Origin of the sequence: Cytobacillus firmus, from assembly GCF_023657595.1 — a bacterium.
Taxonomy (GTDB): Bacteria; Bacillota; Bacilli; order Bacillales; family Cytobacillaceae; genus Cytobacillus; species Cytobacillus firmus_B.
In genome coordinates, this window is record NZ_CP098323.1 from 134,475 (window position 1) to 159,681 (window position 25,207).

Annotated in this window: 41 protein-coding genes and 1 pseudogene; all 42 read left to right on the forward strand. The window is 43.1% G+C overall.

Annotation, left to right across the window (positions count from 1 at the left end; translation table 11 throughout):
- Positions 1–65 precede the first annotated feature (65 nt).
- The 42 genes and pseudogenes from NAF01_RS00670 to rpsI all read left to right on the forward strand — a co-directional run bounded on the left by NAF01_RS00670 (position 66) and on the right by rpsI (position 25,131).
- Entirely contained in the window at positions 66–314 is a 249-nt protein-coding gene (locus tag NAF01_RS00670) for a 50S ribosomal protein L7ae-like protein (RefSeq protein WP_048011521.1), read from the forward strand.
- A 103-nt stretch (positions 315–417) separates the two neighbouring features.
- On the forward strand, positions 418–840 hold the full coding sequence (gene rpsL / locus NAF01_RS00675) for a 30S ribosomal protein S12 (protein WP_009336562.1): 423 nt from the start codon (positions 418–420) through the stop codon (positions 838–840).
- A 42-nt stretch (positions 841–882) separates the two neighbouring features.
- Positions 883–1,353 carry a 30S ribosomal protein S7 gene (gene rpsG / locus NAF01_RS00680; protein WP_048011520.1) on the forward strand — a complete coding sequence of 157 codons (471 nt, stop codon included), beginning with the start codon at positions 883–885 and terminating at the stop codon, positions 1,351–1,353.
- Between the two features lie 51 nt (positions 1,354–1,404).
- Positions 1,405–3,483, forward strand: coding sequence for an elongation factor G (gene fusA, locus NAF01_RS00685; protein ID WP_048011519.1), 2,079 nt, complete (start codon positions 1,405–1,407; stop codon positions 3,481–3,483).
- Positions 3,484–3,602: 119 nt separating this feature from the next.
- Positions 3,603–4,790 (forward strand): elongation factor Tu, encoded by a 1,188-nt coding sequence (tuf, locus tag NAF01_RS00690; RefSeq protein WP_076262039.1) that lies wholly within the window; start codon positions 3,603–3,605, stop codon positions 4,788–4,790.
- A 475-nt stretch (positions 4,791–5,265) separates the two neighbouring features.
- Positions 5,266–5,574, forward strand: a complete 309-nt coding sequence (rpsJ, locus tag NAF01_RS00695; protein ID WP_009336571.1) for a 30S ribosomal protein S10 — start codon at positions 5,266–5,268, stop codon at positions 5,572–5,574.
- 40 nt (positions 5,575–5,614) lie between these two features.
- On the forward strand, positions 5,615–6,241 hold the full coding sequence (gene rplC / locus NAF01_RS00700; RefSeq protein ID WP_035332300.1) for a 50S ribosomal protein L3: 627 nt from the start codon (positions 5,615–5,617) through the stop codon (positions 6,239–6,241).
- A 28-nt stretch (positions 6,242–6,269) separates the two neighbouring features.
- Entirely contained in the window at positions 6,270–6,893 is a 624-nt protein-coding gene (gene rplD / locus NAF01_RS00705) for a 50S ribosomal protein L4 (RefSeq protein WP_048011517.1), read from the forward strand.
- Positions 6,893–7,177, forward strand: coding sequence for a 50S ribosomal protein L23 (rplW, locus tag NAF01_RS00710; protein WP_035332296.1), 285 nt, complete (start codon positions 6,893–6,895; stop codon positions 7,175–7,177). Before rplD ends, rplW begins: the two co-directional genes overlap by 1 nt.
- 31 nt (positions 7,178–7,208) lie before the next feature.
- On the forward strand, positions 7,209–8,039 hold the full coding sequence (gene rplB, locus NAF01_RS00715) for a 50S ribosomal protein L2 (RefSeq protein WP_035332294.1): 831 nt from the start codon (positions 7,209–7,211) through the stop codon (positions 8,037–8,039).
- Positions 8,040–8,099: 60 nt separating this feature from the next.
- A complete protein-coding gene (rpsS, locus tag NAF01_RS00720) occupies positions 8,100–8,378 on the forward strand; it encodes a 30S ribosomal protein S19 (protein ID WP_009336580.1) in 279 nt (92 codons plus the stop codon).
- A gap of 18 nt (positions 8,379–8,396) precedes the next feature.
- On the forward strand, positions 8,397–8,738 hold the full coding sequence (rplV, locus tag NAF01_RS00725; RefSeq protein WP_009336582.1) for a 50S ribosomal protein L22: 342 nt from the start codon (positions 8,397–8,399) through the stop codon (positions 8,736–8,738).
- 3 nt (positions 8,739–8,741) lie between these two features.
- Positions 8,742–9,398: a 30S ribosomal protein S3 gene (gene rpsC / locus NAF01_RS00730; RefSeq protein ID WP_035332293.1), complete on the forward strand. Its 657-nt coding sequence runs from the start codon at positions 8,742–8,744 to the stop codon at positions 9,396–9,398.
- Position 9,399: 1 nt separating this feature from the next.
- Positions 9,400–9,834, forward strand: a complete 435-nt coding sequence (rplP, locus tag NAF01_RS00735) for a 50S ribosomal protein L16 (RefSeq protein WP_048011516.1) — start codon at positions 9,400–9,402, stop codon at positions 9,832–9,834.
- Complete coding sequence (gene rpmC, locus NAF01_RS00740) at positions 9,824–10,024, forward strand: 50S ribosomal protein L29 (protein ID WP_009336588.1); 201 nt, start codon at positions 9,824–9,826, stop codon at positions 10,022–10,024. Before rplP ends, rpmC begins: the two co-directional genes overlap by 11 nt.
- 21 nt (positions 10,025–10,045) lie before the next feature.
- Positions 10,046–10,309 carry a 30S ribosomal protein S17 gene (rpsQ, locus tag NAF01_RS00745; protein WP_009336589.1) on the forward strand — a complete coding sequence of 88 codons (264 nt, stop codon included), beginning with the start codon at positions 10,046–10,048 and terminating at the stop codon, positions 10,307–10,309.
- A 41-nt stretch (positions 10,310–10,350) separates the two neighbouring features.
- Positions 10,351–10,719, forward strand: a complete 369-nt coding sequence (rplN, locus tag NAF01_RS00750) for a 50S ribosomal protein L14 (RefSeq protein ID WP_009336590.1) — start codon at positions 10,351–10,353, stop codon at positions 10,717–10,719.
- 37 nt (positions 10,720–10,756) lie between these two features.
- On the forward strand, positions 10,757–11,068 hold the full coding sequence (gene rplX / locus NAF01_RS00755) for a 50S ribosomal protein L24 (RefSeq protein WP_035332291.1): 312 nt from the start codon (positions 10,757–10,759) through the stop codon (positions 11,066–11,068).
- Between the two features lie 26 nt (positions 11,069–11,094).
- Positions 11,095–11,634, forward strand: a complete 540-nt coding sequence (gene rplE / locus NAF01_RS00760; protein ID WP_009336592.1) for a 50S ribosomal protein L5 — start codon at positions 11,095–11,097, stop codon at positions 11,632–11,634.
- Positions 11,635–11,659: 25 nt separating this feature from the next.
- Entirely contained in the window at positions 11,660–11,845 is a 186-nt protein-coding gene (gene rpsN / locus NAF01_RS00765) for a 30S ribosomal protein S14 (protein ID WP_009336593.1), read from the forward strand.
- Positions 11,846–11,874: 29 nt separating this feature from the next.
- On the forward strand, positions 11,875–12,273 hold the full coding sequence (rpsH, locus tag NAF01_RS00770; RefSeq protein ID WP_035332289.1) for a 30S ribosomal protein S8: 399 nt from the start codon (positions 11,875–11,877) through the stop codon (positions 12,271–12,273).
- A gap of 31 nt (positions 12,274–12,304) precedes the next feature.
- A complete protein-coding gene (rplF, locus tag NAF01_RS00775; protein ID WP_048011515.1) occupies positions 12,305–12,841 on the forward strand; it encodes a 50S ribosomal protein L6 in 537 nt (178 codons plus the stop codon).
- A gap of 32 nt (positions 12,842–12,873) precedes the next feature.
- Entirely contained in the window at positions 12,874–13,236 is a 363-nt protein-coding gene (rplR, locus tag NAF01_RS00780; RefSeq protein ID WP_035332285.1) for a 50S ribosomal protein L18, read from the forward strand.
- Between the two features lie 24 nt (positions 13,237–13,260).
- A complete protein-coding gene (rpsE, locus tag NAF01_RS00785) occupies positions 13,261–13,761 on the forward strand; it encodes a 30S ribosomal protein S5 (RefSeq protein ID WP_009336597.1) in 501 nt (166 codons plus the stop codon).
- A 13-nt stretch (positions 13,762–13,774) separates the two neighbouring features.
- Positions 13,775–13,957 (forward strand): 50S ribosomal protein L30, encoded by a 183-nt coding sequence (rpmD, locus tag NAF01_RS00790; RefSeq protein WP_009336598.1) that lies wholly within the window; start codon positions 13,775–13,777, stop codon positions 13,955–13,957.
- Between the two features lie 32 nt (positions 13,958–13,989).
- Positions 13,990–14,430, forward strand: coding sequence for a 50S ribosomal protein L15 (gene rplO / locus NAF01_RS00795; protein ID WP_035332284.1), 441 nt, complete (start codon positions 13,990–13,992; stop codon positions 14,428–14,430).
- Positions 14,430–15,725, forward strand: coding sequence for a preprotein translocase subunit SecY (gene secY, locus NAF01_RS00800; protein ID WP_197212336.1), 1,296 nt, complete (start codon positions 14,430–14,432; stop codon positions 15,723–15,725). Before rplO ends, secY begins: the two co-directional genes overlap by 1 nt.
- 58 nt (positions 15,726–15,783) lie before the next feature.
- The gene (locus tag NAF01_RS00805) at positions 15,784–16,434 is read left to right on the forward strand and encodes an adenylate kinase (RefSeq protein WP_048011513.1); all 651 of its coding nucleotides are present in this window, start codon (positions 15,784–15,786) and stop codon (positions 16,432–16,434) included.
- Positions 16,431–17,177, forward strand: a complete 747-nt coding sequence (map, locus tag NAF01_RS00810) for a type I methionyl aminopeptidase (protein ID WP_048011512.1) — start codon at positions 16,431–16,433, stop codon at positions 17,175–17,177. The genes NAF01_RS00805 and map overlap by 4 nt, the downstream gene beginning before the upstream one ends.
- A gap of 16 nt (positions 17,178–17,193) precedes the next feature.
- A pseudogene (locus NAF01_RS00815) lies at positions 17,194–17,552 on the forward strand (KOW domain-containing RNA-binding protein).
- On the forward strand, positions 17,509–17,727 hold the full coding sequence (gene infA, locus NAF01_RS00820; RefSeq protein ID WP_009336604.1) for a translation initiation factor IF-1: 219 nt from the start codon (positions 17,509–17,511) through the stop codon (positions 17,725–17,727). The pseudogene NAF01_RS00815 and the gene infA overlap by 44 nt, the downstream one beginning before the upstream one ends.
- Before the next feature lie 35 nt (positions 17,728–17,762).
- Entirely contained in the window at positions 17,763–17,876 is a 114-nt protein-coding gene (rpmJ, locus tag NAF01_RS00825) for a 50S ribosomal protein L36 (protein WP_000868344.1), read from the forward strand.
- Positions 17,877–17,899: 23 nt separating this feature from the next.
- Positions 17,900–18,265 carry a 30S ribosomal protein S13 gene (rpsM, locus tag NAF01_RS00830; RefSeq protein WP_009336605.1) on the forward strand — a complete coding sequence of 122 codons (366 nt, stop codon included), beginning with the start codon at positions 17,900–17,902 and terminating at the stop codon, positions 18,263–18,265.
- Positions 18,266–18,287: 22 nt separating this feature from the next.
- On the forward strand, positions 18,288–18,677 hold the full coding sequence (rpsK, locus tag NAF01_RS00835; protein ID WP_035332274.1) for a 30S ribosomal protein S11: 390 nt from the start codon (positions 18,288–18,290) through the stop codon (positions 18,675–18,677).
- 173 nt (positions 18,678–18,850) lie between these two features.
- Complete coding sequence (locus tag NAF01_RS00840; protein WP_048011509.1) at positions 18,851–19,795, forward strand: DNA-directed RNA polymerase subunit alpha; 945 nt, start codon at positions 18,851–18,853, stop codon at positions 19,793–19,795.
- Between the two features lie 76 nt (positions 19,796–19,871).
- Positions 19,872–20,234, forward strand: coding sequence for a 50S ribosomal protein L17 (rplQ, locus tag NAF01_RS00845; protein ID WP_009336608.1), 363 nt, complete (start codon positions 19,872–19,874; stop codon positions 20,232–20,234).
- A gap of 582 nt (positions 20,235–20,816) precedes the next feature.
- On the forward strand, positions 20,817–21,656 hold the full coding sequence (locus NAF01_RS00850; protein ID WP_048011507.1) for an energy-coupling factor ABC transporter ATP-binding protein: 840 nt from the start codon (positions 20,817–20,819) through the stop codon (positions 21,654–21,656).
- Complete coding sequence (locus NAF01_RS00855) at positions 21,632–22,501, forward strand: energy-coupling factor ABC transporter ATP-binding protein (protein WP_197204278.1); 870 nt, start codon at positions 21,632–21,634, stop codon at positions 22,499–22,501. Before NAF01_RS00850 ends, NAF01_RS00855 begins: the two co-directional genes overlap by 25 nt.
- Positions 22,498–23,295, forward strand: a complete 798-nt coding sequence (locus NAF01_RS00860; RefSeq protein ID WP_197249118.1) for an energy-coupling factor transporter transmembrane component T family protein — start codon at positions 22,498–22,500, stop codon at positions 23,293–23,295. The genes NAF01_RS00855 and NAF01_RS00860 overlap by 4 nt, the downstream gene beginning before the upstream one ends.
- Positions 23,296–23,307: 12 nt before the next feature.
- Positions 23,308–24,045: a tRNA pseudouridine(38-40) synthase TruA gene (truA, locus tag NAF01_RS00865; protein WP_197249117.1), complete on the forward strand. Its 738-nt coding sequence runs from the start codon at positions 23,308–23,310 to the stop codon at positions 24,043–24,045.
- A gap of 235 nt (positions 24,046–24,280) precedes the next feature.
- Positions 24,281–24,718 carry a 50S ribosomal protein L13 gene (rplM, locus tag NAF01_RS00870; RefSeq protein WP_048011503.1) on the forward strand — a complete coding sequence of 146 codons (438 nt, stop codon included), beginning with the start codon at positions 24,281–24,283 and terminating at the stop codon, positions 24,716–24,718.
- A 20-nt stretch (positions 24,719–24,738) separates the two neighbouring features.
- A complete protein-coding gene (gene rpsI / locus NAF01_RS00875; protein WP_048011502.1) occupies positions 24,739–25,131 on the forward strand; it encodes a 30S ribosomal protein S9 in 393 nt (130 codons plus the stop codon).
- Positions 25,132–25,207: the final 76 nt, after the last annotated feature.

Sequence of the window (25,207 nt, forward strand, 5' to 3'; positions counted from 1 at the left end):
AAATATGAAGGTGTTACTATAGCAAAGGTGCTCCTATTCACCGGATACTTTGGAGGATGTCGTAAATGTCTTATGATAAAGTATTGCAGGCAAAAAGTATTATTGTAGGAACAAAGCAAACAGTCAAAGCTCTTAAACTGGGAACAATCGATGAAGTCGTAGTCGCCAGTGATGCTGATCCTAGGGTTACAGCAAAAGTGGTTAGTACAGCGAAAGAGATGAACGTTCCGATTGTGTATGTCGATTCGATGAAAAAACTCGGAAAGGCATGTGGAATCGAAGTTGGGGCAGCAGCTGTTGCCATATCTATTTAAAAACTGTTTTTGTAGATTGGTATCTGCAAGAACTTTGTTTTTGCAACAAAATGAACCACCTGGATGTGTGGGCTTAAACAAATTCGAAGGGAGGAAAAATCAAATGCCTACTATTAATCAATTAGTGCGCAAGCCTCGTCAAACTAAGTCTGAGAAGTCAAACTCACCTGCTCTTAACAAAGGCTACAACAGCTTCAAGAAAGCTCAAACAAATGTAGCTTCACCTCAAAAGCGTGGTGTTTGTACTCGTGTTGGTACAATGACTCCAAAGAAACCGAACTCTGCATTACGTAAATATGCTCGTGTTCGTTTAACAAATGGTATCGAGGTTAATGCTTACATCCCTGGTATCGGGCACAACCTTCAAGAGCACAGTGTTGTTCTTATCCGTGGAGGACGTGTAAAAGACTTACCGGGTGTGCGTTACCACATCGTGCGCGGCGCTTTAGATACTGCTGGTGTTAACAACCGTATGCAAGGCCGTTCTAAATACGGTGCTAAGCGTCCAAAAGCAGCTAAAAAATAATTCTAATTAATAGACAACCATCTTTGAAAGGAGGAACAATCCATGCCACGTAAAGGTCCTGTAGCAAAAAGAGACGTATTGCCGGATCCGATTTACAATTCAAAGCTAGTTAGCCGTCTGATCAACAAAATGATGACTGATGGTAAGAGAGGTAAATCACAAGCAATTCTTTACTCTGCGTTCGATATTATCAGCGAGCGCACTGGCAAAGAACCAATGGAAGTTTTCGATCAGGCGCTTAAAAACATCATGCCTGTACTTGAAGTTAGAGCACGCCGTGTAGGTGGTGCAAACTATCAGGTGCCAGTTGAGGTGCGTCCTGACCGCCGTACTACTCTTGGTCTTCGCTGGTTAGTAAACTATGCGCGTCTTCGCGGTGAAAAGACTATGGAAGAGCGTTTAGCTAACGAAATCCTTGATGCAGCTAACAACACTGGTGCATCTGTTAAGAAACGTGAAGATACACACAAAATGGCAGAAGCAAACAAAGCGTTTGCTCACTACCGCTGGTAAGATATACTGCTTAATTAAAATAACACTCATACTAGGAAGGAGAAAGACCCAATGGCTAGAGAGTTCTCCTTAGAAAATACTCGTAATATCGGTATCATGGCTCACATCGATGCCGGTAAAACAACAACTACTGAGCGTGTACTTTACTACACGGGCCGTATCCACAAAATCGGTGAAACACACGAAGGTGCTTCACAGATGGACTGGATGGAGCAGGAGCAAGAGCGTGGTATCACAATCACTTCTGCTGCGACAACTGCTCAGTGGAAAGGCCACCGAGTTAACATCATTGACACTCCTGGACACGTAGACTTCACAGTTGAAGTTGAACGTTCACTTCGTGTTCTTGATGGTGCGGTAGCTGTACTTGACGCACAGTCAGGTGTTGAGCCGCAAACTGAAACAGTTTGGCGTCAGGCTACTACTTACGGGGTACCACGTGTGGTATTCGTAAACAAAATGGATAAAATCGGTGCAGACTTCTTGTACTCATTGAAGACTCTTCATGATCGTCTTCAAGCGAATGCAGCTGCAATTCAATTACCGATTGGTGCTGAAGATCAATTCGAAGGCATCATCGACTTAATTGAAATGAAAGCTACATTCTACGGAAACGACTTGGGTACTGATATCGAAGACCGTGAAATTCCAGCTGAATACATGGATCAAGCAGAAGAATACCGTGAAAAGCTAATTGAAGCGGTAGCTGAGCTTGATGAAGAATTAATGGAGAAATACCTTGGCGGTGAAGAAATCACTAACGAAGAGCTAAAAGCTGCTATTCGTAAAGGTACAGTAAACGTTGAATTCTACCCAGTTATCTGTGGTTCTGCGTTCAAAAACAAAGGTGTTCAAAAAATGCTTGATGCAGTAATCGACTACCTTCCATCTCCTCTTGATGTACCTTCTATTAAAGGTACACTACCGGATACAGAAGAAGAGGTTACTCGTCCATCAAGCGATGATGCACCATTCTCAGCACTTGCATTTAAAGTTATGACCGACCCTTACGTTGGTAAACTTACATTCTTCCGTGTGTATTCCGGTACATTAAACTCCGGTTCATATGTGCAGAACTCTACTAAAGGAAAGCGTGAGCGTGTAGGACGTATCCTGCAAATGCATGCGAATTCCCGTGAAGAGATCTCAGTAGTACACGCTGGAGATATCGCAGCTGCTGTAGGTCTTAAAGACACTACTACAGGGGATACTCTATGTGATGAAAAGAGTCTTGTTATTCTTGAGTCTATGGAATTCCCAGAGCCGGTTATCTCATTATCTATCGAGCCTAAATCAAAGGCTGACCAAGATAAGATGACAACTGCTCTTCAAAAACTTCAAGAAGAAGATCCTACATTCCGCGCTCATACTGACCAGGAAACTGGACAGGTTATCATCGCGGGTATGGGTGAGCTTCACCTTGATATCCTTGTTGACCGTATGAGACGTGAATTTAAAGTGGAAGCTAACGTAGGTGCTCCTCAGGTTGCATACCGTGAAACTTTCCGTGGTTCAGCTCAGGTTGAAGGTAAATTCGCACGTCAATCCGGTGGACGCGGACAATTCGGTCACGTTTGGATCGAATTCAGTCCTAATGAAGAAGGTAAAGGCTTCGAATTCGAAAACGGAATCGTTGGTGGTGTCGTTCCTCGTGAATACATCCCAGCTGTTCAAGCGGGTCTTGAAGATTCGCTGGAAAGAGGAGTACTTGCCGGATTCCCGATGGTTGACATCAAAGCCCGTTTATTTGACGGTTCTTACCATGATGTTGACTCCTCTGAAATGGCGTTTAAGATTGCTGCATCTATGGCACTTAAAAACGCTGCGTCTAAATGTAACCCTGTAATTCTTGAGCCGGTTATGAAGGTTGAAGTTGTAATCCCTGAAGAATACATGGGAGACATCATGGGTGATGTAACTTCACGCCGTGGACGCGTTGAAGGTATGGAAGCTCGCGGTAACGCACAAGTAGTTCGTGCGATGGTTCCACTATCAGAAATGTTTGGATATGCAACTTCATTGCGTTCTAACACGCAGGGACGCGGTACATTCTCAATGCACTTCGACCACTATGAAGAAGTACCAAAATCAATTTCTGAAGAAATCATCAAAAAAAATAAAGGTGAATAATTGATTTTACCTTTTCAATAAAGTATAACTACTATTGTAGGCTATAAGCGCTGTGGAAAGGGAAACCTCTCCACAGCATCAAATACTTAACTTTTATTATCTGAAGGAGGATTTTTCAAATGGCAAAAGCTAAATTTGACCGTTCAAAACCCCATGTTAACATCGGTACTATCGGACACGTTGACCATGGTAAAACTACTTTAACTGCAGCTATCACAACTGTTCTTTCTAAAAAGGGCGGCGGTGAGGCACGCGGATACGATCAAATCGACGCGGCTCCAGAAGAGCGCGAGCGTGGAATCACAATCTCAACTGCACACGTTGAGTACGAAACTGAAAACCGTCACTATGCACACGTTGACTGCCCAGGTCACGCTGACTATGTTAAAAACATGATCACTGGTGCTGCGCAAATGGACGGCGGAATCCTAGTTGTTTCTGCTGCTGACGGCCCAATGCCACAAACTCGTGAGCACATCCTTCTTTCTCGTCAGGTTGGTGTTCCTTTCCTTGTTGTATTCATGAACAAGTGTGACATGGTTGACGATGAAGAACTACTTGAATTAGTTGAAATGGAAGTTCGTGACCTTCTTTCTGAGTACGAATTCCCTGGTGATGACATTCCTGTAATCAAAGGTTCTGCTCTTAAAGCTCTTGAAGGAGAAGCTGAGTGGGAAGCTAAAATCGAAGAACTTATGGCAGCTGTTGACGAGTACATCCCAACTCCAACTCGTGACACTGACAAGCCATTCATGATGCCTGTTGAGGATGTATTCTCAATCACTGGCCGTGGTACTGTTGCTACAGGACGTGTTGAGCGTGGACAAGTTAAAGTCGGTGACGTTATCGAAATCATCGGTCTTGCTGAAGAGCCAAAATCAACTACTGTAACTGGTGTAGAAATGTTCCGTAAGCTTCTTGACTATGCTGAAGCTGGAGACAACATTGGTGCCCTTCTTCGTGGTGTTGCACGTGAAGATATCCAACGTGGACAAGTACTTGCTAAGCCAGGTTCAATCACTCCACACACTAAGTTCAAAGCTGAAGTATACGTTCTTTCAAAAGAAGAAGGTGGACGTCATACTCCATTCTTCACTAACTACCGTCCTCAGTTCTACTTCCGTACAACTGATGTAACTGGTATCTGTAATCTTCCTGAAGGCGTAGAAATGGTTATGCCTGGAGATAACATCGAAATGACTGTAGAACTAATCGCTCCAATCGCTATCGAAGAAGGTACTAAGTTCTCTATCCGTGAGGGTGGACGTACTGTTGGCGCTGGCGTAGTTGCTACAATCACAGAGTAATCTCAACTAATAAAAACAGATGGGTGACGACCCATCTGTTTTTTTATATGTAAAAAGATGAATGGAATAAAAGAGTTCGTTTCAATTTCAATAATCTTTCTTGCCGTCCTGGTTGCAATTCACGGAAAGAGATCCTTCCTCCTTTAAAACTCGCGAATAAAACCGCTTTTCTTCTATATATTATCACCACTATATTTTTCTATTCAATTACTTACAGTGCAAATAGTTAGACTTCTTCCTATACTATTGAAAACTAAATACACAGCAGTTATAATAGTAAAAGTGTGCGGAACAAAAAGAAATAACATATACATGTTGCATTTCATTTATTGTTTCTGTATAATAGACAATGTTGGTCTTTGACTGCGATGATGTGAAAGGTTGCTGACACACCCGGCCGCTTTGCCATGGCGAGTGTGTGGGAAATTTTCACGGAGAATGTCTATATTAAAATAGGCGAAAAGGAGGGAAAATAATGGCAAAACAAAAAATTCGTATTCGTTTAAAAGCGTATGATCACAGAATTCTTGATCAATCAGCAGAAAAGATTGTTGAGACTGCAAAACGTTCTGGTGCGGCTGTTTCTGGTCCGATTCCATTACCAACTGAAAAGTCTATTTACACAATCCTACGTGCGGTTCACAAGTACAAAGACTCTCGTGAACAGTTCGAAATGCGTACGCACAAACGTCTAATCGACATCGTTAACCCAACACCACAAACGGTTGATTCTCTAATGCGTTTAGACTTACCGTCTGGTGTAGATATCGAAATCAAACTTTAATCAATAAATAATCATAAGAAACTTAGGAGGTGTGACTGAAATGACCAAAGGAATCTTAGGAAGAAAGATTGGTATGACTCAAGTATTTGCTGAAAACGGTGATCTTATCCCGGTAACAGTAGTTGAGGCAGCTGCTAACGTTGTTCTTCAAAAGAAATCAGTTGAAACTGATGGATATGAAGCAATCCAGATTGGATTTGAAGACAAGCGCGACAAGTTGTCCAACAAACCTGAAAAAGGGCATGTTGCTAAAGCAAACACTGCTCCTAAGCGCTTCGTACGCGAATTCCGCGGAGCTGATTTAGGACAATATGAAGTTGGTCAAGAAGTCAAAGTTGATATTTTCGCAGAAGGCGATACTGTTGATGTAACAGGAATTTCAAAAGGTAAAGGTTTCCAGGGTGCCATCAAGCGCCACGGACAATCTCGCGGGCCTATGGCTCACGGTTCTCGTTACCACCGTCGCCCTGGTTCAATGGGTCCTGTAGCTCCAAACCGTGTATTCAAAGGTAAATTATTACCTGGTCGCATGGGCGGAGAGCAAGTGACTGTACAAAACCTTGAAATCGTTAAAGTTGATGTTGAACGCAACCTTCTTTTGATCAAAGGTAATGTACCTGGTGCCAGAAAAGCATTAGTAAAAATCAAAAGTGCGGTAAAAGCATAATAATTAAACCGGAAAGGAGGAAAACAGAATGCCGAAAGTAGCATTGTTTAACCAAAGCGGATCTAAAGTTGGTGATATCGAACTTAATGATGCGATCTTTGGTATCGAGCCCAACCAGCACGTACTTTTCGAAGCTGTTGTTATGCAAAGAGCTTCATTACGTCAAGGGACTCATAAAACTAAAATTCGTTCTGAAGTAGCGGGCGGAGGACGTAAGCCATGGCGCCAAAAAGGCACAGGCCGTGCACGTCAAGGTTCTATCCGTTCACCACAATGGCGCGGAGGCGGTACTGTATTTGGTCCTGTACCACGCAGCTACAGCTACAAACTGCCTAAAAAGGTTCGCCGTCTGGCAATCAAATCTGCGTTATCTTCTAAAGTTTTAGAAGAAAACATCCTAGTATTAGAAGGCCTTGCTTTCGAAGCTCCTAAAACTAAAGACTTTAAAGGTGTATTATCTGGTCTTTCTGTTGATTCAAAAGCACTTATCGTAACTGCTGACCTAGATGAGAACGTAGCACTATCTGCTCGTAACATCCCTGGTGTAACAGTTGTGTCTGCTTCTGGAATCACTGTTTTAGATGTTTTAAACCATGATAAGCTTATCATGACGAAAGCAGCGGTTGAAAAAGTAGAGGAGGTGCTTGCATAATGGATGCACGCGATATCATTAAGCGCCCCGTAATCACTGAACGTTCTACTGACATTATGGCTGATAAAAAATATACGTTCGAAGTTGACGTACGAGCTAACAAGACTCAAGTTAAAGACGCTGTAGAGCAAATCTTTGGCGTTAAAGTTGAGAAAGTTAACATCATGAACTACAAAGGTAAGTTCAAGCGTATGGGCAAATTCGGCGGATACACTAACAAACGCCGTAAAGCGATCGTTAAATTAACAGCTGAAAGCCAAGAAATCGAGCTATTTGAAGCTTAATTCACTATAACTAGAAGAGGAGGGAAACGAAATGGCGATTAAAAAGTATAAACCTACCTCTAATGGTCGTCGCGGCATGACGGTTTCTGATTTCGCAGAAATCACGACTAACCAACCAGAAAAGTCTTTACTTGCTCCTTTAAAGAGAAAAGGCGGCCGTAACAACCAAGGTAAGTTGACAGTTCGTCATCAAGGCGGCGGTCATAAACGTCAATATCGTATCATCGATTTTAAACGTACCAAAGATGGCATTCCAGGACGCGTTGCCACAATCGAGTATGATCCAAACCGCTCTGCAAATATTGCACTAATTAACTATGTAGATGGAGAAAAGCGTTACATCCTTGCACCTAAGAACTTACAGGTGGGCATGGAAGTAATGTCTGGTCCTGAAGCAGATATCAAAGTGGGTAATGCACTTCCACTAGCTAACATTCCAGTGGGTACAGTAATCCACAACATCGAATTAAAACCTGGTAAAGGCGGACAATTAGTACGTTCTGCTGGTACTTCTGCACAAGTTCTTGGTAAAGAAGGCAAGTACGTATTAGTTCGTTTAAACTCTGGTGAAGTTCGCATGATTCTTGCTGAGTGCCGTGCGACTGTTGGTCAAGTCGGAAACGAGCAGCACGAGCTTATTAATATTGGTAAAGCAGGTCGTTCACGCTGGTTAGGCAAGCGCCCAACTGTACGTGGATCTGTAATGAACCCTAACGATCACCCACACGGTGGTGGTGAAGGACGTGCGCCAATCGGACGTAAGTCTCCAATGACTCCTTGGGGCAAACCAACACTTGGTTACAAGACTCGCAAGAAGAACAACAAATCAGACAAATTTATCGTACGTCGTCGTAAAAAATAACGGGATTGTACTACGGTTCCAATTAAGAACCGTAGAGCAATCACGAAGGGAGGTTCAATCATGGGTCGCAGCTTAAAAAAAGGACCTTTTGTTGATGAACATTTAATGACAAAGATCGAAAAGCTTAATGAAACAGAAAGCAAGCAAGTTACTAAAACTTGGTCTCGCCGTTCTACGATCTTCCCACAATTCATCGGACACACAATCGCAGTTTATGATGGTCGTAAACATGTGCCTGTATACATCACTGAAGACATGGTAGGCCACAAGCTTGGAGAATTCGCTCCAACTCGTGCGTATAAAGGCCATGGCAATGATGATAAGAAAACAAGACGTTAATGAGAGGAGGGCATTCTAATGCAAGCTAAAGCTGTTGCAAGAACAGTTCGTATTGCTCCTCGTAAAGCTCGTTTAGTCGTAGATTTAATTCGAGGAAAGCAAGTAGGCGAAGCAGTAGCGATTTTAAACCTTACACCTAAAGCTGCTTCTCCAATCGTAGAGAAAGTTTTAAAATCTGCACTAGCTAACGCTGAGCACAACTACGAAATGGACGTTAACAACCTGGTAGTTGCTCAAGCATTCGTAGACGAAGGACCAACTTTAAAACGTTTCCGTCCTCGCGCTATGGGCCGTGCAAGCCAAATTAACAAGCGCACTAGCCATATTACTATCGTTTTATCAGAAAAGAAGGAGGGATAATCAGTGGGTCAAAAAGTAAATCCAGTCGGTTTGCGTATCGGTGTCATCCGTGATTGGGAGTCAAAGTGGTACGCAGGCAAAGACTATGCTGATCTTTTACACGAAGACCTTAAGGTTCGTGAGTACATCACAAAGCGCTTAAGCGATGCTTCTGTTTCTAAAGTAGAAATCGAACGTGCTGCTAATCGCCTGAACATCACTATCCACACTGCGAAACCAGGAATGGTTATCGGTAAAGGTGGTACTGAGGTTGAAGCACTTCGCAAGTCACTTAACTCATTAACTGGCAAGCGTGTTCACATCAACATTCTTGAAATTAAAAGAGCAGATATCGATGCGAAATTGGTTGCGGAAAACATTGCTCGTCAATTAGAAAACCGCGTATCTTTCCGTCGTGCTCAAAAACAAACTATTCAACGTGCAATGCGCGCTGGCGCTAAAGGTATCAAAACAATGGTATCTGGTCGTTTAGGCGGTGCTGATATCGCTCGTTCAGAATCATACAGCGAAGGAACAGTTCCACTTCATACTCTTCGTGCTGATATCGATTATGCTACAGCTGAAGCTGATACAACTTACGGTAAATTGGGCGTAAAAGTATGGATCTATCGTGGAGAGGTCCTTCCTACGAAGAAGAAAACTGGGGAAGGAGGCAAATAATATGTTATTGCCAAAACGCGTAAAATATCGTCGTGTACACCGCGGAAAAATGCGTGGTCAATCAAAAGGCGGAACTGAAGTAAACTTCGGTGAATATGGCCTTCAAGCTCTAGAAGCTTCTTGGATCACTAACCGTCAAATTGAATCTGCACGTATTGCAATGACTCGTTACATGAAACGTGGCGGTAAAGTTTGGATTCAAATTTTCCCTCACAAACCATACACTGCAAAGCCTCTTGAAGTCCGCATGGGTTCCGGTAAAGGTGCTCCTGAAGGATGGGTAGCAGTTGTTAAGCCTGGTAAAGTAATGTTCGAAATCGCTGGTGTATCTGAAGAGATCGCTCGTGAAGCATTACGTCTTGCAGCACACAAACTTCCAGTTAAGTGCAAGTTTGTAAAACGAGAAGAAATTGGTGGTGAATCAAATGAAAGCTAATGAAATTCGTGACCTTACCACTGCCGAAATTGAACAAAAAGTAAAATCATTAAAAGAAGAGCTTTTCAACCTTCGCTTTCAATTGGCGACTGGACAACTTGAAAACACAGCTCGCATTCGTGAAGTACGCAAAGCGATTGCCCGCATGAAAACTGTTATTCGTGAAAGAGAAATCGGCTTTAGCAAGTGATATTGAGAGGAGGTTCGCACAATGAGTGAACGCAACCAACGCAAAGTTTACACTGGACGCGTCGTTTCTGACAAAATGGATAAGACAGTAACGGTTCTTGTCGAAACTTACAAAAAGCATCCACTTTACGGTAAACGCGTTAAGTACTCTAAAAAGTTCAAGGCTCATGATGAGCAAAACCAAGCAAAAACTGGCGATATCGTTCGTATTATGGAAACTCGTCCACTATCTGCGACTAAACGCTTCCGTCTTGTAGAAGTAGTTGAAAAAGCAGTTATTATCTAATTGTTCGGTTGGGAGATTTATCCCGAAGGGAGGTTACACACATGATTCAACAAGAATCACGTTTAAAAGTTGCTGACAACTCTGGTGCTCGTGAAGTACTTACAATCAAAGTTCTTGGTGGCTCTGGCCGCAAAACTGCTAACATCGGTGATGTTATCGTTTGTACAGTGAAACAAGCAACACCAGGTGGCGTTGTTAAAAAAGGTGATGTTGTTAAAGCGGTAGTTGTTCGTACTAAGAGCGGTGTACGCCGTAATGACGGTACTTACATTCGTTTCGATGAAAACGCATGTGTAATTATTCGTGATGACAAAGGACCACGCGGAACTCGTATCTTCGGACCGGTTGCCCGTGAACTACGTGAAAACAACTTCATGAAAATTGTATCTTTAGCTCCAGAAGTATTATAAATAACAAATCAAATTGCCTTTAAGGAGGTGCGCACAGATGCATGTGAAAAAAGGTGACAAAGTTATGGTCATCTCTGGTAAGGATAAAGGCAAAACGGGCGTTATTCTTGCAGCGTTCCCTAAACAAAGCCGAGTGCTTGTTGAAGGAGTTAACATTGTAAAGAAACACTCTAAGCCTTCTCAGATGAACCCGCAAGGCGGAATCATCAGCCAAGAGGCACCTGTTCATGTATCAAACGTTATGCCTGTCGATCCTAAATCTGGTGAACCAACTCGTGTAGGCTATAAAACGGTTGATGGCAAAAAAGTACGTGTTGCAACAAAATCCGGTGAAGTTCTAGATAAATAGTTTAAAGAAGAAGGGAGGTACAATGAATGAACCGCCTAAAAGAAAAGCATTCAAAAGAAATTACTCCTGCTCTAATGAGCAAGTTTAACTATAAATCAGTTATGCAAGCACCTAAGCTTGAAAAAATCGTTATCAACATGGGTGTTGGTGACGCTGTTCAAAACGCGAAAGCACTAGATAAAGCTGTTGAGGAATTAACTTTGATCACTGGTCAAAAGCCGGTTATCACTCGCGCTAAGAAATCAATCGCTGGCTTCCGTCTTCGTGAAGGTATGCCAATCGGTGCGAAGGTTACTCTTCGTGGAGAGCGCATGTATGAGTTCTTTGATAAGTTAGTATCTGTATCTCTTCCACGTGTACGTGACTTCCGCGGTATCTCTAAGAAGTCATTTGACGGCCGTGGTAACTATACTCTAGGTGTCAAAGAACAGTTGATCTTCCCTGAGATTGATTACGATAAAGTAAGCAAAGTTCGTGGTATGGATATCGTTATCGTAACTACAGCTAACACTGATGAAGAAGCTCGTGAACTTTTAACTCAATTTGGAATGCCATTCCAAAAGTAATCGCTAAATAGAGGGAGGCGAAAACGTGGCTAAAAAGTCAATGATTGCGAAACAAAAACGCACGCCTAAACACAAGGTACAGGAGTACACTCGCTGCGAACGCTGCGGACGTCCACATTCTGTATACCGTAAATTTAAGCTTTGTCGTATTTGTTTCCGTGAATTAGCATATAAAGGACAAATTCCTGGCGTGAAAAAAGCTAGCTGGTAAACCCCAAGCATGGGAAGGAGGTAAAAACAATGGTCATGACAGATCCAATTGCAGACTTGCTAACTCGCATCCGTAATGCGAACATGGTTCGTCACGAAAAATTAGAAGTTCCTGCTTCTAACATCAAGAAAGAAATTGCAGAGATCTTAAAGCGTGAAGGTTTTGTACGTGATGTTGAGCTTATCGAGGATAACAAGCAAGGCATCATCCGCATTTTCCTAAAATACGGTTCAAACAACGAACGCGTTATCACTGGTCTTAAGCGTATCAGTAAGCCTGGTCTTCGTGTATACGCAAAGGCTGATGAAGTACCTCGCGTACTTAACGGTCTTGGAATCGCACTAGTTTCTACTTCTCAAGGAGTTATCACTGATAAAGAAGCCCGCGCTAAACAAGTCGGCGGAGAAGTATTAGCATACGTTTGGTAATAGAGTTTTTCATGAATGGAGGTGCAATTAAATGTCTCGTATAGGTAAAAAACCAATCGAAATTCCAACTGGTGTTACTGTTACTAATGACAATAACACTGTTACTGTGAAGGGTCCTAAAGGTGAACTAACTCGTTCATTCAACCAGGATATCGAAATCAAGGTGGAGGACAACGTAATCAACGTTTCCCGTCCATCTGATGCGAAAGAACACCGCGCATTGCACGGAACAACTCGCGCACTTCTAGCTAACATGGTTGAGGGTGTGTCAAAAGGATTCGAAAGAGGACTGGAGCTTATCGGTGTCGGTTACCGTGCTCAAAAACAAGGCAAAAAGCTTGTTTTAAACGTTGGTTACTCTCATCCTGTTGAAATCGAACCTGAAGAAGGTATTGAAGTTGAAGTACCATCTAACACAAAGATCATTGTTAAAGGTACTAACAAAGAGCGTGTTGGTGCATTGGCTGCCAACATCCGTGATGTTCGTCCTCCAGAGCCTTACAAAGGTAAAGGTATCCGCTATGAAGGCGAATATGTTCGTCGTAAAGAAGGTAAAACTGGTAAGTAATGCCGCTTAGGTAAACGAAAGGAGTGACCGAAATGATTACGAAGGCTGATAAAAATGCAGTTCGTAAGAAAAGACATGCTCGTGTGCGTGCGAAACTTTCTGGAACTGCGGCTCGTCCTCGTTTAAATGTGTATCGTTCAAACAAGCACATTTATGCTCAACTTATTGATGATGTAAACGGAGTTACTGTAGCAAGTGCTTCTACACAAGATAAAGAAGTGAACCTTGATGCAACTGGCAACGTTGATGCAGCAGTTAAGGTCGGAGAATTAGTTGCAAAGCGCGCAGTCGAAAAAGGCGTTAAAGCTGTCGTTTTCGATCGTGGTGGCTATCTATATCATGGACGTGTTCAGGCTTTAGCTGATGCAGCACGTGAAAATGGTTTAGAATTTTAATAGACAAAGGAGGGACACAAAAAGATGCGTCGTATTGATCCAAACAAACTTGAACTTGAAGAACGCGTAGTTACGGTTAATCGTGTAGCAAAGGTTGTTAAAGGTGGACGTCGTTTTCGTTTCTCTGCTCTTGTAGTAGTAGGTGACAAAAACGGTCACGTTGGCTTTGGTACAGGTAAAGCACAGGAAGTACCTGAAGCGATCCGCAAAGCTATTGAAGATGCTAAGAAAAACTTAGTCGAAGTACCTATGGTTGGAACTACAATTCCTCACCAGGTAATCGGTCACTTCGGTGCTGGAGAAATCCTTCTTAAGCCTGCTTCTGAAGGTACTGGAGTAATCGCCGGAGGTCCAGTTCGTGCGGTTCTAGAATTAGCTGGTGTTGGTGATATCTTATCTAAATCTTTAGGTACTAACACACCAATCAACATGGTTCGCGCCACTTTGAACGGTTTAACTCAATTAAAACGTGCTGAGGACGTAGCGAAATTACGTGGTAAATCAGTAGAAGAACTGTTAGGATAAGGAGGGATATCAAATGGCGAATAAACTAGAAGTAACCCTCACTCGCAGCGTGATTGGTCGCCCGCAAGACCAGCGCGAAACAGTTAAGGCTCTTGGCTTACGCAAAATGCACCAAACAGTTGAGCATCAAGATAATCCTGCTATCCGCGGAATGATCAACAAAGTTGCTCACCTTGTTGTGGTAAAAGAAAAATAAATCTATTCTTCTACAAATAAGGAGGTGCCAACATGAAACTTCATGAATTAAAGCCTGCAGAAGGTTCTCGTGGGGAACGCAAACGCAAAGGCCGTGGTATCGGTTCCGGTAATGGTAAAACTGCTGGTAAGGGTCATAAAGGTCAAAACGCTCGTTCTGGCGGCGGTGTGCGTCCTGGATTCGAGGGTGGTCAAACACCTTTATTCCAACGCTTGCCTAAACGCGGTTTCACTAACATCAACCGTAAAGAGTACGCGATTGTGAACCTTGATGCTTTAAACCGTTTCGAAGATGGAGCTGAAGTAACTCCAGCGCTTCTTATCGAAACTGGTGTAGTAAGCAACGAAAAAGCAGGAATCAAGATTCTTGCAAAAGGCAAAGTTGAGAAAAAGCTTACAGTAAAAGCTCATAAATTCTCCTCTGCTGCAAAGGAAGCTATTGAAGCTGCCGGCGGTCAAACTGAGGTGATTTAATGTTTCAGACAATCTCCAATTTTATGCGTGTGGGTGATATAAGACGAAAGATTATTTTCACCCTTTTAATGCTGATTGTATTTCGCATCGGTACATTTATCCCTGTACCGGGCGTAAATGCAGAGCTATTAAAAGCCCAGGATGAACTTAATGTATTCGGTGTTCTGAATACATTTGGCGGCGGGGCGCTCCTAAACTTCTCCATCCTTGCAATGGGTATCATGCCGTACATTACGGCATCCATCATTGTGCAGCTTCTGCAGATGGATGTTGTTCCTAAGTTTACGGAATGGTCAAAGCAGGGAGATGTTGGACGCCGTAAGTTAGCTCAGTTTACCCGTTACTTTACTATCGTGCTTGGTTTTATCCAGGCTCTCGGTATGTCTTATGGGTTTAATAACCTAGCAGGCGGAATGCTGATTGAGAATCCGGGAATTACCTCTTATCTATTGATTGCTGTGGTATTGACTGCCGGAACTGCATTTTTAATGTGGCTTGGTGAGCAGATTACTTCAAAAGGTGTAGGAAATGGTATTTCCATCATTATCTTTGCTGGTATCGCAGCTGGGATTCCTTCAACGGTTAACCAGATTTACGCTCAGCAGTTTGAAAATGCTGGAGAGCAGCTATTCCTTCGCATTGTGACAGTTGTGCTTATCCTAATCGCAGTCATTGCTATTGTTGTAGGAACGATCTTCATCCAACAGGCATTAAGAAAAATTCCTATTCAATATGCTAAGCGTGTAACAGCAGGACAAAATTCTGCTGGCGGACAATCAACTCATCTTCCGTTAAAAGTTAATGCAGCTGGTGTTATACCAGTAATCTTTGCAATTTCTTTCATCATCACGCCAAGAACCATTGCCGGTTTCTTTGAGCAGAATGATGTTACTCTATGGATTCAAAGAATATTTGACTATACGTCTCCAATCGGAATGGTCATCTATAGTGCATTAATCATTGCTTTTACTTATTTCTATGCTTTCATTCAGGTGAACCCGGAACAAGTTGCGGAAAACCTGAAGAAGCAGGGCGGTTATATCCCGGGCATTCGTCCAGGAAATAACACGCAGGAATATCTGACTCGCGTCTTATACCGTTTAACTTTTGTTGGTGCGCTATTCCTGACAGTGATTTCAATCCTGCCGGTATTCTTCATCAATATCGCCGGATTGCCTGAATCTGCGCAAATTGGAGGCACAAGCCTGCTGATCGTTGTCGGTGTTGCACTGGAAACGATGAAGCAGCTTGAAGCACAGCTTGTTAAACGTCATTATAAAGGTTTCATTAAATAATTTGGTTGTAGGGGACGCATGTTCCCTTATACCATTTAGTGACTAGGGGGAAATTGACGTGAATTTAGTTTTAATGGGGCTCCCTGGTGCCGGTAAAGGTACACAAGCCGAGAAGATCGTCCAAAAATACGGCATCCCTCATATTTCTACCGGAGATATGTTCCGTGCGGCTATTAAAGACGAAACGGACCTAGGCCTTAAAGCAAAATCATTCATGGATAAAGGCGAGCTTGTTCCTGATGAGGTAACAATCGGCATTGTACGTGAACGATTAAGCAAGGATGATTGCGAAAAAGGCTTTTTGCTGGATGGCTTCCCAAGAACGGTTGCCCAAGCAGATGCCCTTGAAAACATCCTTTCTGATTTGAACAAGAAAATTAATTATGTTGTTAATATTGATGTTGATCAGAGTATTCTAATGGAACGTCTTACAGGACGCCGCATCTGTAAAGACTGCGGAGCAACTTATCATTTAGTATTCAATCCGCCAGCGAAAGACGGAGTGTGTGATCGCTGCGGCGGTGAGCTGTATCAGCGTGCTGATGATAACGAAGCGACTGTTCAGAATAGACTTGACGTTAATATTAAACAAACCAAACCGTTGCTTGATTTCTACGAAACGAAAGGTTATCTGCGCAATATTGATGGTCAGCAGGATATTAATAAAGTATTTTCTGATCTTGATGCATTGCTCGGGGGCTTACAATGATCATTTGCAAAACCCCGCGTGAGCTTGAAATAATGCGTGAGGCCGGCAGAATCGTAGCACTTACACATCAGGAACTGAAAAAACATATTGCACCCGGAATCACAACCCGCGAACTGGATGTTATTGCTGACCGGTTTATCCGTAAACACGATGCAATTCCATCATTCAAAGGGTACAATGGTTTCCGCGGCAGCATCTGTGCTTCAGTTAACGATGAACTTGTTCATGGCATTCCTGGTGGTCGAGTTTTAAATGACGGTGATATAATCAGCATTGATATCGGTGCTAAATATAACGGTTATCATGGTGACTCAGCCTGGACTTATGCTGTTGGCCAAATTGATGAGGAATCCGGGCGTCTGATGGATGTGACAGAGGAATCATTATATAAGGGCCTTGAAGAAGCAAAACCGGGTGAGCGCTTGTCGAACATCTCCCATGCTATCCAAACGTATGCGGAATCTAATGGCTTTTCCATTGTACGCGAGTATGTCGGCCATGGTGTAGGGCAAGACTTACATGAGGATCCTCAAATTCCTCATTATGGACCCCCTAACAGAGGGCCGCGCTTAAAGCCGGGAATGGTACTTGCTATTGAACCTATGGTGAATGCAGGAAGTCGTTATGTTAAAACCTTAACCGATAACTGGACAGTTGTAACGGTTGACGGTAAAAGGTGTGCACATTATGAGCATACAATAGCGATCACTGAATCCGGTTATGAAATACTGACAAAAGCCTAAGGTGCAGGTGATTCCATTGGTTGGTTCTGATGCGAATCCGCAGCATGGTCAAATTGTTTTGATCAAAAGTGGAAGCGATGCTGGTCAATATGCTATAATTATAAGGTTGTTGGATGAAAGGTATGTTATGCTTGCTGACGGCGGCAGGAAGAAATTCGACCGCCCGAAGAAAAAGAACGTTCAGCATCTGCAATTGCTTAATTATATCTCTCCAGAAGTTCAGACCAGTCTCCAGGAGACCGGCCGTGTAACAAACGGAAAGTTGCGCTTTGCGCTTGCAAAGTATGTAAATGAATTCGTATATGACATGAAGAAGGGAGAATAAAGTTCAATGGCGAAAGACGATGTAATCGAAATAGAAGGCACAGTTGTTGATACTTTGCCAAATGCAATGTTTAAGGTAGAATTAGAAAATGGTCATACAGTGCTAGCTCATGTATCCGGTAAGATCCGCATGCACTTCATCCGCATTTTACCTGGAGATAAAGTAACAGTTGAGCTATCTCCATATGATTTAACACGCGGTAGAATCACATATCGTTTTAAATAATCATTGCACTCCGTACTATTAAGGAGGTTAGGATAATGAAAGTAAGACCATCAGTTAAACCAATCTGCGAAAAGTGTAAAGTTATCCGCAGACGTGGAAAAGTAATGGTTATCTGTGAAAACCCTAAACATAAACAAAAACAAGGTTAATTCGAAGGAGGTGCGCTTATACAATGGCACGTATTGCTGGTGTAGATGTTCCACGTGAAAAACGTGTAGTAATCTCATTAACTTATATCTTTGGTATTGGTAAATCTACAGCTCAGAAGGTTTTGGCTGAAGCTGGTGTTTCTGAAGACACTCGTGTTCGTGATCTTACAGAAGATGAACTTAACAAAATCCGTGACATCATCGACAAATTGAAAGTTGAAGGTGACCTTCGCCGTGAGGTTTCACTAAACATCAAACGTCTAATGGAGATCGGAAGCTATCGCGGTCTACGTCATCGCCGTGGTTTACCGGTTCGCGGACAAAACACTAAAAACAACGCTCGTACACGCAAAGGTCCTCGTAAGACTGTAGCGAACAAGAAGAAATAATCGGTAAAGGAGGTAACTTTAAATGGCTCGTAAAACTAATACACGTAAGCGTCGTGTGAAAAAGAATATTGAACAGGGTATTGCACATATCCGTTCTACTTTCAACAACACAATCGTAACTATCACTGATGTTCATGGAAATGCTATTTCATGGTCAAGTGCTGGAGCTCTTGGATTCAAAGGTTCTCGTAAATCTACTCCATTCGCAGCACAAATGGCAGCTGAAACTGCAGCTAAAACTTCTCAGGAACACGGTATGAAATCCCTTGAAGTAACTGTTAAAGGACCTGGTGCAGGACGTGAAGCTGCAATCCGTGCTCTTCAAGCTGCTGGTCTAGAAGTTACTGCTATCAGAGACGTAACTCCAGTTCCTCATAACGGATGTCGTCCGCCTAAACGCCGCCGTGTATAATTTTTCTGTATAGAATTTGTATCCTTGTCTATAATGGGATATGATACTAATTTTTTAGTTATACAGAATAATTATTCCAGTTGTTGTGCACAAAACGGGAACGTATACATGGGGGAATTTCGGTTAGAGATTGCTAGCCGGGGTTTCGACGTTTTGAAGGAGGGTATATTTTGATGATCGAAATAGAAAAACCAAAAATCGAAACGGTTGAGATCAACGATGATGCCAAGTACGGCAAGTTCGTCGTCGAGCCACTTGAGCGTGGGTATGGTACAACTTTGGGTAACTCCTTACGTCGTATCCTTTTATCCTCACTCCCAGGTGCCGCTGTCACATCGATCCAAATTGATGGGGTACTTCATGAGTTCTCAACAATTGAAGGCGTCGTAGAAGATGTAACATCTATCATTTTAAACATTAAAAAACTAGCACTTAAAATCTACTCTGATGAAGAAAAAACATTGGAAATCGATGTTCAGGGTGAGGGTGTAGTGAAGGCAGCTGACGTAACACATGACAGCGATGTTGAAATCCTAAATCCGGATCTTCATATTGCTACTCTTGGTTCGAATGCCCACCTGCGCATGCGTTTAACTGCAAGACGCGGACGAGGCTATACACCAGCTGACCAAAACAAGAGAGAAGATCAGCCAATCGGTGTGATTCCGATTGATTCCATCTACACTCCAGTATCTCGTATTTCTTACCAGGTAGAGAATACACGTGTGGGTCAAATGACTAACTTTGATAAGTTAACATTCGATGTTTGGACTGACGGCAGTACAGGTCCTCAAGATGCGGTTGCACTTGGAGCGAAGATCTTAACTGAGCATTTGAATATCTTTGTCGGTTTAACTGACGAAGCTCAAAATGCCGAAATCATGGTTGAAAAAGAAGAAGACCAAAAAGAGAAAGTACTTGAGATGACAATTGAAGAACTCGACTTGTCTGTCCGTTCTTACAACTGCTTAAAGCGCGCTGGCATCAATACTGTTCAGGAATTAGCCAATAAGACTGAAGAGGATATGATGAAGGTCCGTAACCTTGGCAGAAAGTCACTTGAGGAAGTAAAACATAAATTAGAAGATCTTGGACTGGGCTTACGCAAAGACGATTGATTAATGAAGATTAATTGATTATCTGCATGTTTGCTTTCAGCAGATTGAATGACTTCAACAAAGGAGGGAAACTTTCATGGGATACAGAAAGTTAGGACGCACTAGCTCACAACGTAAAGCTATGCTGCGTGACTTAGCAACAGATCTAATCATCAATGAGCGCATCGAAACAACTGAAGCTCGTGCGAAAGAACTTCGTTCAGTTGTTGAGAAAATGATCACTCTTGGAAAGCGCGGCGACTTGCATGCACGCCGTCAAGCAGCTGCATTTGTTCGCAACGAGGTAGCTAACGCTGAAACTGACCAGGATGCAGTTCAAAAATTATTCAGCGACATCGCAACTCGTTATGAAGAGCGCCAAGGCGGATACACTCGTATTATGAAACTTGGACCTCGTCGTGGAGACGGTGCGCCAATGGTAATCATCGAGTTAGTATAATTTTTTAAGGAAAGGGCGCGGGACGGTTTCATAGAACTTGTTCTTTGCCCTTTTTCTATAAAAATGGCTGTTTCCTTAATTTGTAAGGAACGCCGAAATCAGGCCAAAAACGAGCGTTACGATGAGCATGTACAGCTAGTAAACAGGAATGGATGAACAATAGATTCCCCATTGCCTGGTACATTGACTCGTCTAGCTCATGCACCTCTTCCGGAAAGAAGAAATGCGCCCGGCAGTTTACTGCCTGACGGAAAGAGGTGCAGGCTTTTTTAAATTCAGTATGTTCATAAACCATAAGGAAATCGAGTGTCTCTGAACATTTATACAATAGCAAGAACCAACCACCATACTGCGTCAGTATGAGCTTTTAATAGGGAGGCATAATAGGCATCCAATAAGCTTAGATAGCAGAAATCCAGATTTCTTGTGTATTACAAGTGTGGGAGAATGGTATCATTCAACGCTTGCTATCCGGTAACATAACCTATTATCGAACTATTTAAAGCTCGCCAACAATGGCGGGTTTTTTCATTATTAGAGCAGAGCTGAAATAGAGAAGCAGAGCTGAGAGGAGGACTTCAAATGACCGAGCCGCTGGTAGAATTAAAAAATGTTTCGTTTAAGTACGATGCAGAAGCTGCATATGCTCTGGACAATGTCTCTTTTAATATATATAAAGGAGAATGGCTCGCAATAGTCGGGCATAATGGTTCCGGAAAATCTACACTTGCCAAATTGCTTAATGGCCTGCACTTTCCTCTGGAAGGCAGCATTACAGTAGGCGGAATTTCATTGAGTGAAGAGACGGTATGGGAAGTAAGAAAGAAGATTGGCATGGTTTTTCAAAATCCGGATAACCAGTTTGTTGGAACGACCGTACGGGATGATGTGGCTTTTGGTTTAGAAAACCATGGTATTGAAAGAAATGACATGGTTCAGCGTGTTACAGAATCACTGGAGAAGGTCAAAATGACATCATTTCTTAATCAAGAGCCGCACCATCTTTCCGGAGGACAGAAACAAAGGGTGGCCATTGCCGGTGTCATTGCCTTAAGGCCGGATATTATTATTCTCGATGAGTCAACATCCATGCTGGACCCAAGAGGGCGTGAAGAGGTACTTGAAACTGTCAGAGAGCTCAAGCGGGATTATCAGATGACCGTCATCTCCATCACTCATGACCTGGAGGAGGCAGCAAAGGCTGACCGCATCATAGTCATGAACAAAGGCCAGCTATATCGGGAAGGCACGCCTGAGGAAATTTTTCAAATGGATGAGGAGCTTGTAAAGCTGGGGTTAGATATTCCTTTTCCTGTGAAGCTTAGCAAGGTATTAAGAGAAAAAGGATTGCCGTTATCTAGACATTATCTATCTGAAGAAGAGTTGGTGGAAGAATTATGGACATCTCACTCCAAAATGTAGAATACCGTTATCAGATTAATACGCCATTTGAACGTCTTGCAATAAAGGATGTCTCCATCGATATTCCATCTGGCACGTTTCTAGCGATCATCGGTCATACCGGATCAGGCAAGTCGACTGTCCTCCAGCATTTAAATGCCCTGCTTAAGCCGACAGAAGGCCAGGTGGTGATTGGAGAGCGGATGATCAACCCGGAAAAGAAACAAAAAAACCTGAAAGAAATCCGGCAAAGGGTCGGAATCGTATTTCAATTTCCTGAGCATCAGCTGTTTGAGGAAACGGTCGAGAAAGATATTTGCTTTGGTCCAATGAACTTCGGAGTAACAGAAGAGGAAGCCAAAAAAAGAGCGCGAGCAGCTATAGGCCAGGTGGGTCTGCCGGAAGAAATTTTAAGTAAGTCCCCATTTGACCTGTCAGGCGGCCAAATGAGACGGGTAGCCATAGCCGGAGTGCTGGCAATGGAACCTGATGTCATTGTCCTGGATGAGCCTACTGCAGGACTTGATCCGCGGGGCCGAAAGGAAATCATGGATATGTTCTACAGCCTGCATGGGACAAGGGGGCTCTCGACGGTGCTTGTGACACATAGCATGGAGGATGCTTCCCGCTATGCTGATCAGATTGTCATCATGCACAACGGCGAAGTATACAAAAAGGGAACACCGGAAGAAATTTTTTCATCTCCGGAAGGCTTGCTTAAGCTTGGACTCGATGTTCCGGAGGTTGTCCGCTTTCAGCTGAAAATGGAAAAATCACTTAACGTCCGTCTTTCTAGGACGTGTCTGACAATGGATGAGCTGACGGATGAGATTGCTGCAGTGATGAAAAGGGGGACAGCTACATGATGGACAAAATGATTTTTGGGCGCTATGTTCCGGCCGAGTCTGTCATCCATAGGATGGATCCCCGTTCAAAGCTTGTCCTTATCTTCTTATTCGTGTGCATCGTCTTTCTGGCAAATAATTTGCTGACATACGGTCTTCTGACGGTTTATACCTTTTTTATGATTGCTTTGTCGAAGGTGCCGATACGGTTTATCTATACAGGATTGAAGCCGGTCCTTCTGCTTGTTATTTTCACTTTATTCCTCCATTTGTTTTTGACAAAAGAGGGTGAAGTTCTCTTCCGGTTTGGATGGATTACAATCTATGAGGAAGGTTTGAGACAGGGGATTTTCATCTCATTGCGCTTCTTCCTGCTCATTCTGATGACTTCTATTCTGACTTTAACCACAACTCCGATTGAAATTACGGATGGTCTGGAAAGTCTGCTCAATCCATTAAATAAAGTGAAGTTTCCAGTGCACGAACTGGCTTTGATGATGTCGATTTCTCTCCGCTTCATTCCGACACTCATGCAGGAAACCGATAAAATCATGAAGGCCCAGACAGCCAGGGGAGCCGATTTTACAAGCGGGCCGATAAAAGAACGTGTTAAAGCCATTATACCTCTTTTAATTCCTTTGTTTGTCAGCTCGTTCAAGCGGGCTGAAGAGCTTGCTGTGGCGATGGAGTCACGCGGCTATAGAGGCGGGGAAGGCAGAACGAAATACAGGCAGCTTAGCTGGGGCCTGAAGGATACGGCAATGCTCGCCATGCTTGCAGCCCTGGCTCTGTTGTTAATCCTGCTGAGAACGTAATGGGGTGACCTTATGCAAAGATTTAAATGTATTGTGACGTATGACGGCACCCTTTTTGCAGGCTATCAGGTGCAGCCTGGCAAGCGGACTGTGCAGGGAGAGCTGGAACGGGCCTTAAAGAAGATTCATAAAGGAAAAGACATCAGGGTGACTGCCTCAGGCAGAACCGATGCAGGTGTCCATGCAAGGGGCCAGGTGATTCATTTCGATTCCCCTTTGAATATTCCGATTGAAAAATGGGAAATCGCCCTTAATTCCCTGCTGCCGGATGATGTGGCAATCATCGGGACGGAGACAGTGTCAGATGACTTTCATGTCCGTTTTGATGCAAAAGGGAAGGAATATCGGTACTTCGTGCACCGATCCTCCAGGAGGGACCCGTTTAAACGCCAATATGCCTATCAGTACCCGTACCCAATAAATAAGGATGCGATCAGACAGGCGGCAGCGGGTTTAATAGGGACACATGATTTCACAAGCTTCTGCTCCGCCAAGACGGAAGTGGAGGATAAGGTCAGGGAACTTCAGGAGATAGATGTGCAGGAAGAAGGGGATATGCTCATCTTCCGCTTTAGAGGAACTGGATTTTTATATAATATGGTCCGGATCCTGACCGGCACCCTTCTGGAAGTCGGCTCAGGGGAAAGAGACCCCGAATCCATGCCAGCAGTCCTTAAGGAAAAAAACAGATCAGCTGCAGGAAAAACAGCGCCTGCCCAAGGTTTATATTTGTGGAAAGTTTTTTATTAAAATTTTGGAAAAAACAACTGAGGAACCGCGAGGGCGCGTTGTAAAGCCAAACGCAAATAAAAAAAAGATTTTAAAACAACTAAACCAGGTGTAACATTCGCTTGACAATAGACTGTCAAAGTTATATTATAGCATATGGTATTATTATTAAAACCACGATAAGCCCCGGAACTTATTGTGTCGAATAGATAAACCAAAAAATTGATTATGAATGGAATTATTAGGAGGGAAACTGATGCGTACAACGTTTATGGCGAATGCAAACAATATCGAACGTAAATGGTACGTGATTGATGCTGAAGGCAAAACTCTTGGTCGTCTTGCTAGTGAAGTAGCGTCAATCCTACGTGGTAAACATAAACCAACTTATACACCACATGTTGATACTGGTGATCATGTAATTCTTATCAACGCTTCAAAAATCGAACTTACTGGGAAAAAGCTTACTGACAAGATCTACTACCGTCACAGCATGCACCCAGGCGGTTTAAAAACAAGAACTGCTCTTGAAATGCGTACAAACTACCCTGAGAGAATGCTTGAGCTTGCTATCAAAGGCATGCTTCCAAAGAACTCTCTAGGCCGTCAAATGTTCAAGAAATTACACGTATATGCTGGTAGCGAACATAAGCACCAAGCACAACAACCTGAAGTTTACGAACTTCGTGGATAATTTTTAGGGAGGTTATTAACTTGGCACAGGTTCAATATATTGGTACTGGTCGTCGTAAGAGCTCCGTTGCACGTGTTCGTTTAGTTCCAGGCGACGGTAAAATCATCATCAATGGTCGTGAAATCACAGAATACATTCCTTTTGCAGCTTTACGTGAAGTTGTAAAACAGCCGCTTGTAGCTACTGAAACAGTAAACAGCTACGACATTCTTGTAAATGTAAACGGCGGTGGATACACTGGTCAAGCTGGCGCAATCCGCCACGGCATCGCTCGTGCATTGCTTCAAGCTGATCCTGAATTCCGTCCAACATTAAAGCGCGCAGGACTATTAACTCGTGACGCACGTATGAAAGAGCGTAAGAAATACGGTCTTAAAGGTGCTCGTCGTGCTCCTCAGTTCTCAAAGCGTTAATTATTGCTTACCAAAGCTCTCAGCCATTTTGGCTGGGAGCTTTTTTCTTATTTTGTTTAACCTCTGCTCCCTTTAT

What these genes read in the sequence shown, in the direction of transcription:
- NAF01_RS00670 (WP_048011521.1), top strand. Translation starts at nt 66, where the DNA reads ATGTCTTATGATAAAGTATTGCAGGCAAAAAGTATTATTGTAGGAACA.
- rpsL (WP_009336562.1), top strand. Translation starts at nt 418, where the DNA reads ATGCCTACTATTAATCAATTAGTGCGCAAGCCTCGTCAAACTAAGTCT.
- rpsG (WP_048011520.1), top strand. Translation starts at nt 883, where the DNA reads ATGCCACGTAAAGGTCCTGTAGCAAAAAGAGACGTATTGCCGGATCCG.
- fusA (WP_048011519.1), top strand. Translation starts at nt 1,405, where the DNA reads ATGGCTAGAGAGTTCTCCTTAGAAAATACTCGTAATATCGGTATCATG.
- tuf (WP_076262039.1), top strand. Translation starts at nt 3,603, where the DNA reads ATGGCAAAAGCTAAATTTGACCGTTCAAAACCCCATGTTAACATCGGT.
- rpsJ (WP_009336571.1), top strand. Translation starts at nt 5,266, where the DNA reads ATGGCAAAACAAAAAATTCGTATTCGTTTAAAAGCGTATGATCACAGA.
- rplC (WP_035332300.1), top strand. Translation starts at nt 5,615, where the DNA reads ATGACCAAAGGAATCTTAGGAAGAAAGATTGGTATGACTCAAGTATTT.
- rplD (WP_048011517.1), top strand. Translation starts at nt 6,270, where the DNA reads ATGCCGAAAGTAGCATTGTTTAACCAAAGCGGATCTAAAGTTGGTGAT.
- rplW (WP_035332296.1), top strand. Translation starts at nt 6,893, where the DNA reads ATGGATGCACGCGATATCATTAAGCGCCCCGTAATCACTGAACGTTCT.
- rplB (WP_035332294.1), top strand. Translation starts at nt 7,209, where the DNA reads ATGGCGATTAAAAAGTATAAACCTACCTCTAATGGTCGTCGCGGCATG.
- rpsS (WP_009336580.1), top strand. Translation starts at nt 8,100, where the DNA reads ATGGGTCGCAGCTTAAAAAAAGGACCTTTTGTTGATGAACATTTAATG.
- rplV (WP_009336582.1), top strand. Translation starts at nt 8,397, where the DNA reads ATGCAAGCTAAAGCTGTTGCAAGAACAGTTCGTATTGCTCCTCGTAAA.
- rplP (WP_048011516.1), top strand. Translation starts at nt 9,400, where the DNA reads ATGTTATTGCCAAAACGCGTAAAATATCGTCGTGTACACCGCGGAAAA.
- rpmC (WP_009336588.1), top strand. Translation starts at nt 9,824, where the DNA reads ATGAAAGCTAATGAAATTCGTGACCTTACCACTGCCGAAATTGAACAA.
- rpsQ (WP_009336589.1), top strand. Translation starts at nt 10,046, where the DNA reads ATGAGTGAACGCAACCAACGCAAAGTTTACACTGGACGCGTCGTTTCT.
- rplN (WP_009336590.1), top strand. Translation starts at nt 10,351, where the DNA reads ATGATTCAACAAGAATCACGTTTAAAAGTTGCTGACAACTCTGGTGCT.
- rplX (WP_035332291.1), top strand. Translation starts at nt 10,757, where the DNA reads ATGCATGTGAAAAAAGGTGACAAAGTTATGGTCATCTCTGGTAAGGAT.
- rplE (WP_009336592.1), top strand. Translation starts at nt 11,095, where the DNA reads ATGAACCGCCTAAAAGAAAAGCATTCAAAAGAAATTACTCCTGCTCTA.
- rpsH (WP_035332289.1), top strand. Translation starts at nt 11,875, where the DNA reads ATGGTCATGACAGATCCAATTGCAGACTTGCTAACTCGCATCCGTAAT.
- rplF (WP_048011515.1), top strand. Translation starts at nt 12,305, where the DNA reads ATGTCTCGTATAGGTAAAAAACCAATCGAAATTCCAACTGGTGTTACT.
- rplR (WP_035332285.1), top strand. Translation starts at nt 12,874, where the DNA reads ATGATTACGAAGGCTGATAAAAATGCAGTTCGTAAGAAAAGACATGCT.
- rpsE (WP_009336597.1), top strand. Translation starts at nt 13,261, where the DNA reads ATGCGTCGTATTGATCCAAACAAACTTGAACTTGAAGAACGCGTAGTT.
- rpmD (WP_009336598.1), top strand. Translation starts at nt 13,775, where the DNA reads ATGGCGAATAAACTAGAAGTAACCCTCACTCGCAGCGTGATTGGTCGC.
- rplO (WP_035332284.1), top strand. Translation starts at nt 13,990, where the DNA reads ATGAAACTTCATGAATTAAAGCCTGCAGAAGGTTCTCGTGGGGAACGC.
- secY (WP_197212336.1), top strand. Translation starts at nt 14,430, where the DNA reads ATGTTTCAGACAATCTCCAATTTTATGCGTGTGGGTGATATAAGACGA.
- map (WP_048011512.1), top strand. Translation starts at nt 16,431, where the DNA reads ATGATCATTTGCAAAACCCCGCGTGAGCTTGAAATAATGCGTGAGGCC.
- infA (WP_009336604.1), top strand. Translation starts at nt 17,509, where the DNA reads ATGGCGAAAGACGATGTAATCGAAATAGAAGGCACAGTTGTTGATACT.
- rpmJ (WP_000868344.1), top strand. Translation starts at nt 17,763, where the DNA reads ATGAAAGTAAGACCATCAGTTAAACCAATCTGCGAAAAGTGTAAAGTT.
- rpsM (WP_009336605.1), top strand. Translation starts at nt 17,900, where the DNA reads ATGGCACGTATTGCTGGTGTAGATGTTCCACGTGAAAAACGTGTAGTA.
- rpsK (WP_035332274.1), top strand. Translation starts at nt 18,288, where the DNA reads ATGGCTCGTAAAACTAATACACGTAAGCGTCGTGTGAAAAAGAATATT.
- NAF01_RS00840 (WP_048011509.1), top strand. Translation starts at nt 18,851, where the DNA reads ATGATCGAAATAGAAAAACCAAAAATCGAAACGGTTGAGATCAACGAT.
- rplQ (WP_009336608.1), top strand. Translation starts at nt 19,872, where the DNA reads ATGGGATACAGAAAGTTAGGACGCACTAGCTCACAACGTAAAGCTATG.
- NAF01_RS00850 (WP_048011507.1), top strand. Translation starts at nt 20,817, where the DNA reads ATGACCGAGCCGCTGGTAGAATTAAAAAATGTTTCGTTTAAGTACGAT.
- NAF01_RS00855 (WP_197204278.1), top strand. Translation starts at nt 21,632, where the DNA reads ATGGACATCTCACTCCAAAATGTAGAATACCGTTATCAGATTAATACG.
- NAF01_RS00860 (WP_197249118.1), top strand. Translation starts at nt 22,498, where the DNA reads ATGATGGACAAAATGATTTTTGGGCGCTATGTTCCGGCCGAGTCTGTC.
- truA (WP_197249117.1), top strand. Translation starts at nt 23,308, where the DNA reads ATGCAAAGATTTAAATGTATTGTGACGTATGACGGCACCCTTTTTGCA.
- rplM (WP_048011503.1), top strand. Translation starts at nt 24,281, where the DNA reads ATGCGTACAACGTTTATGGCGAATGCAAACAATATCGAACGTAAATGG.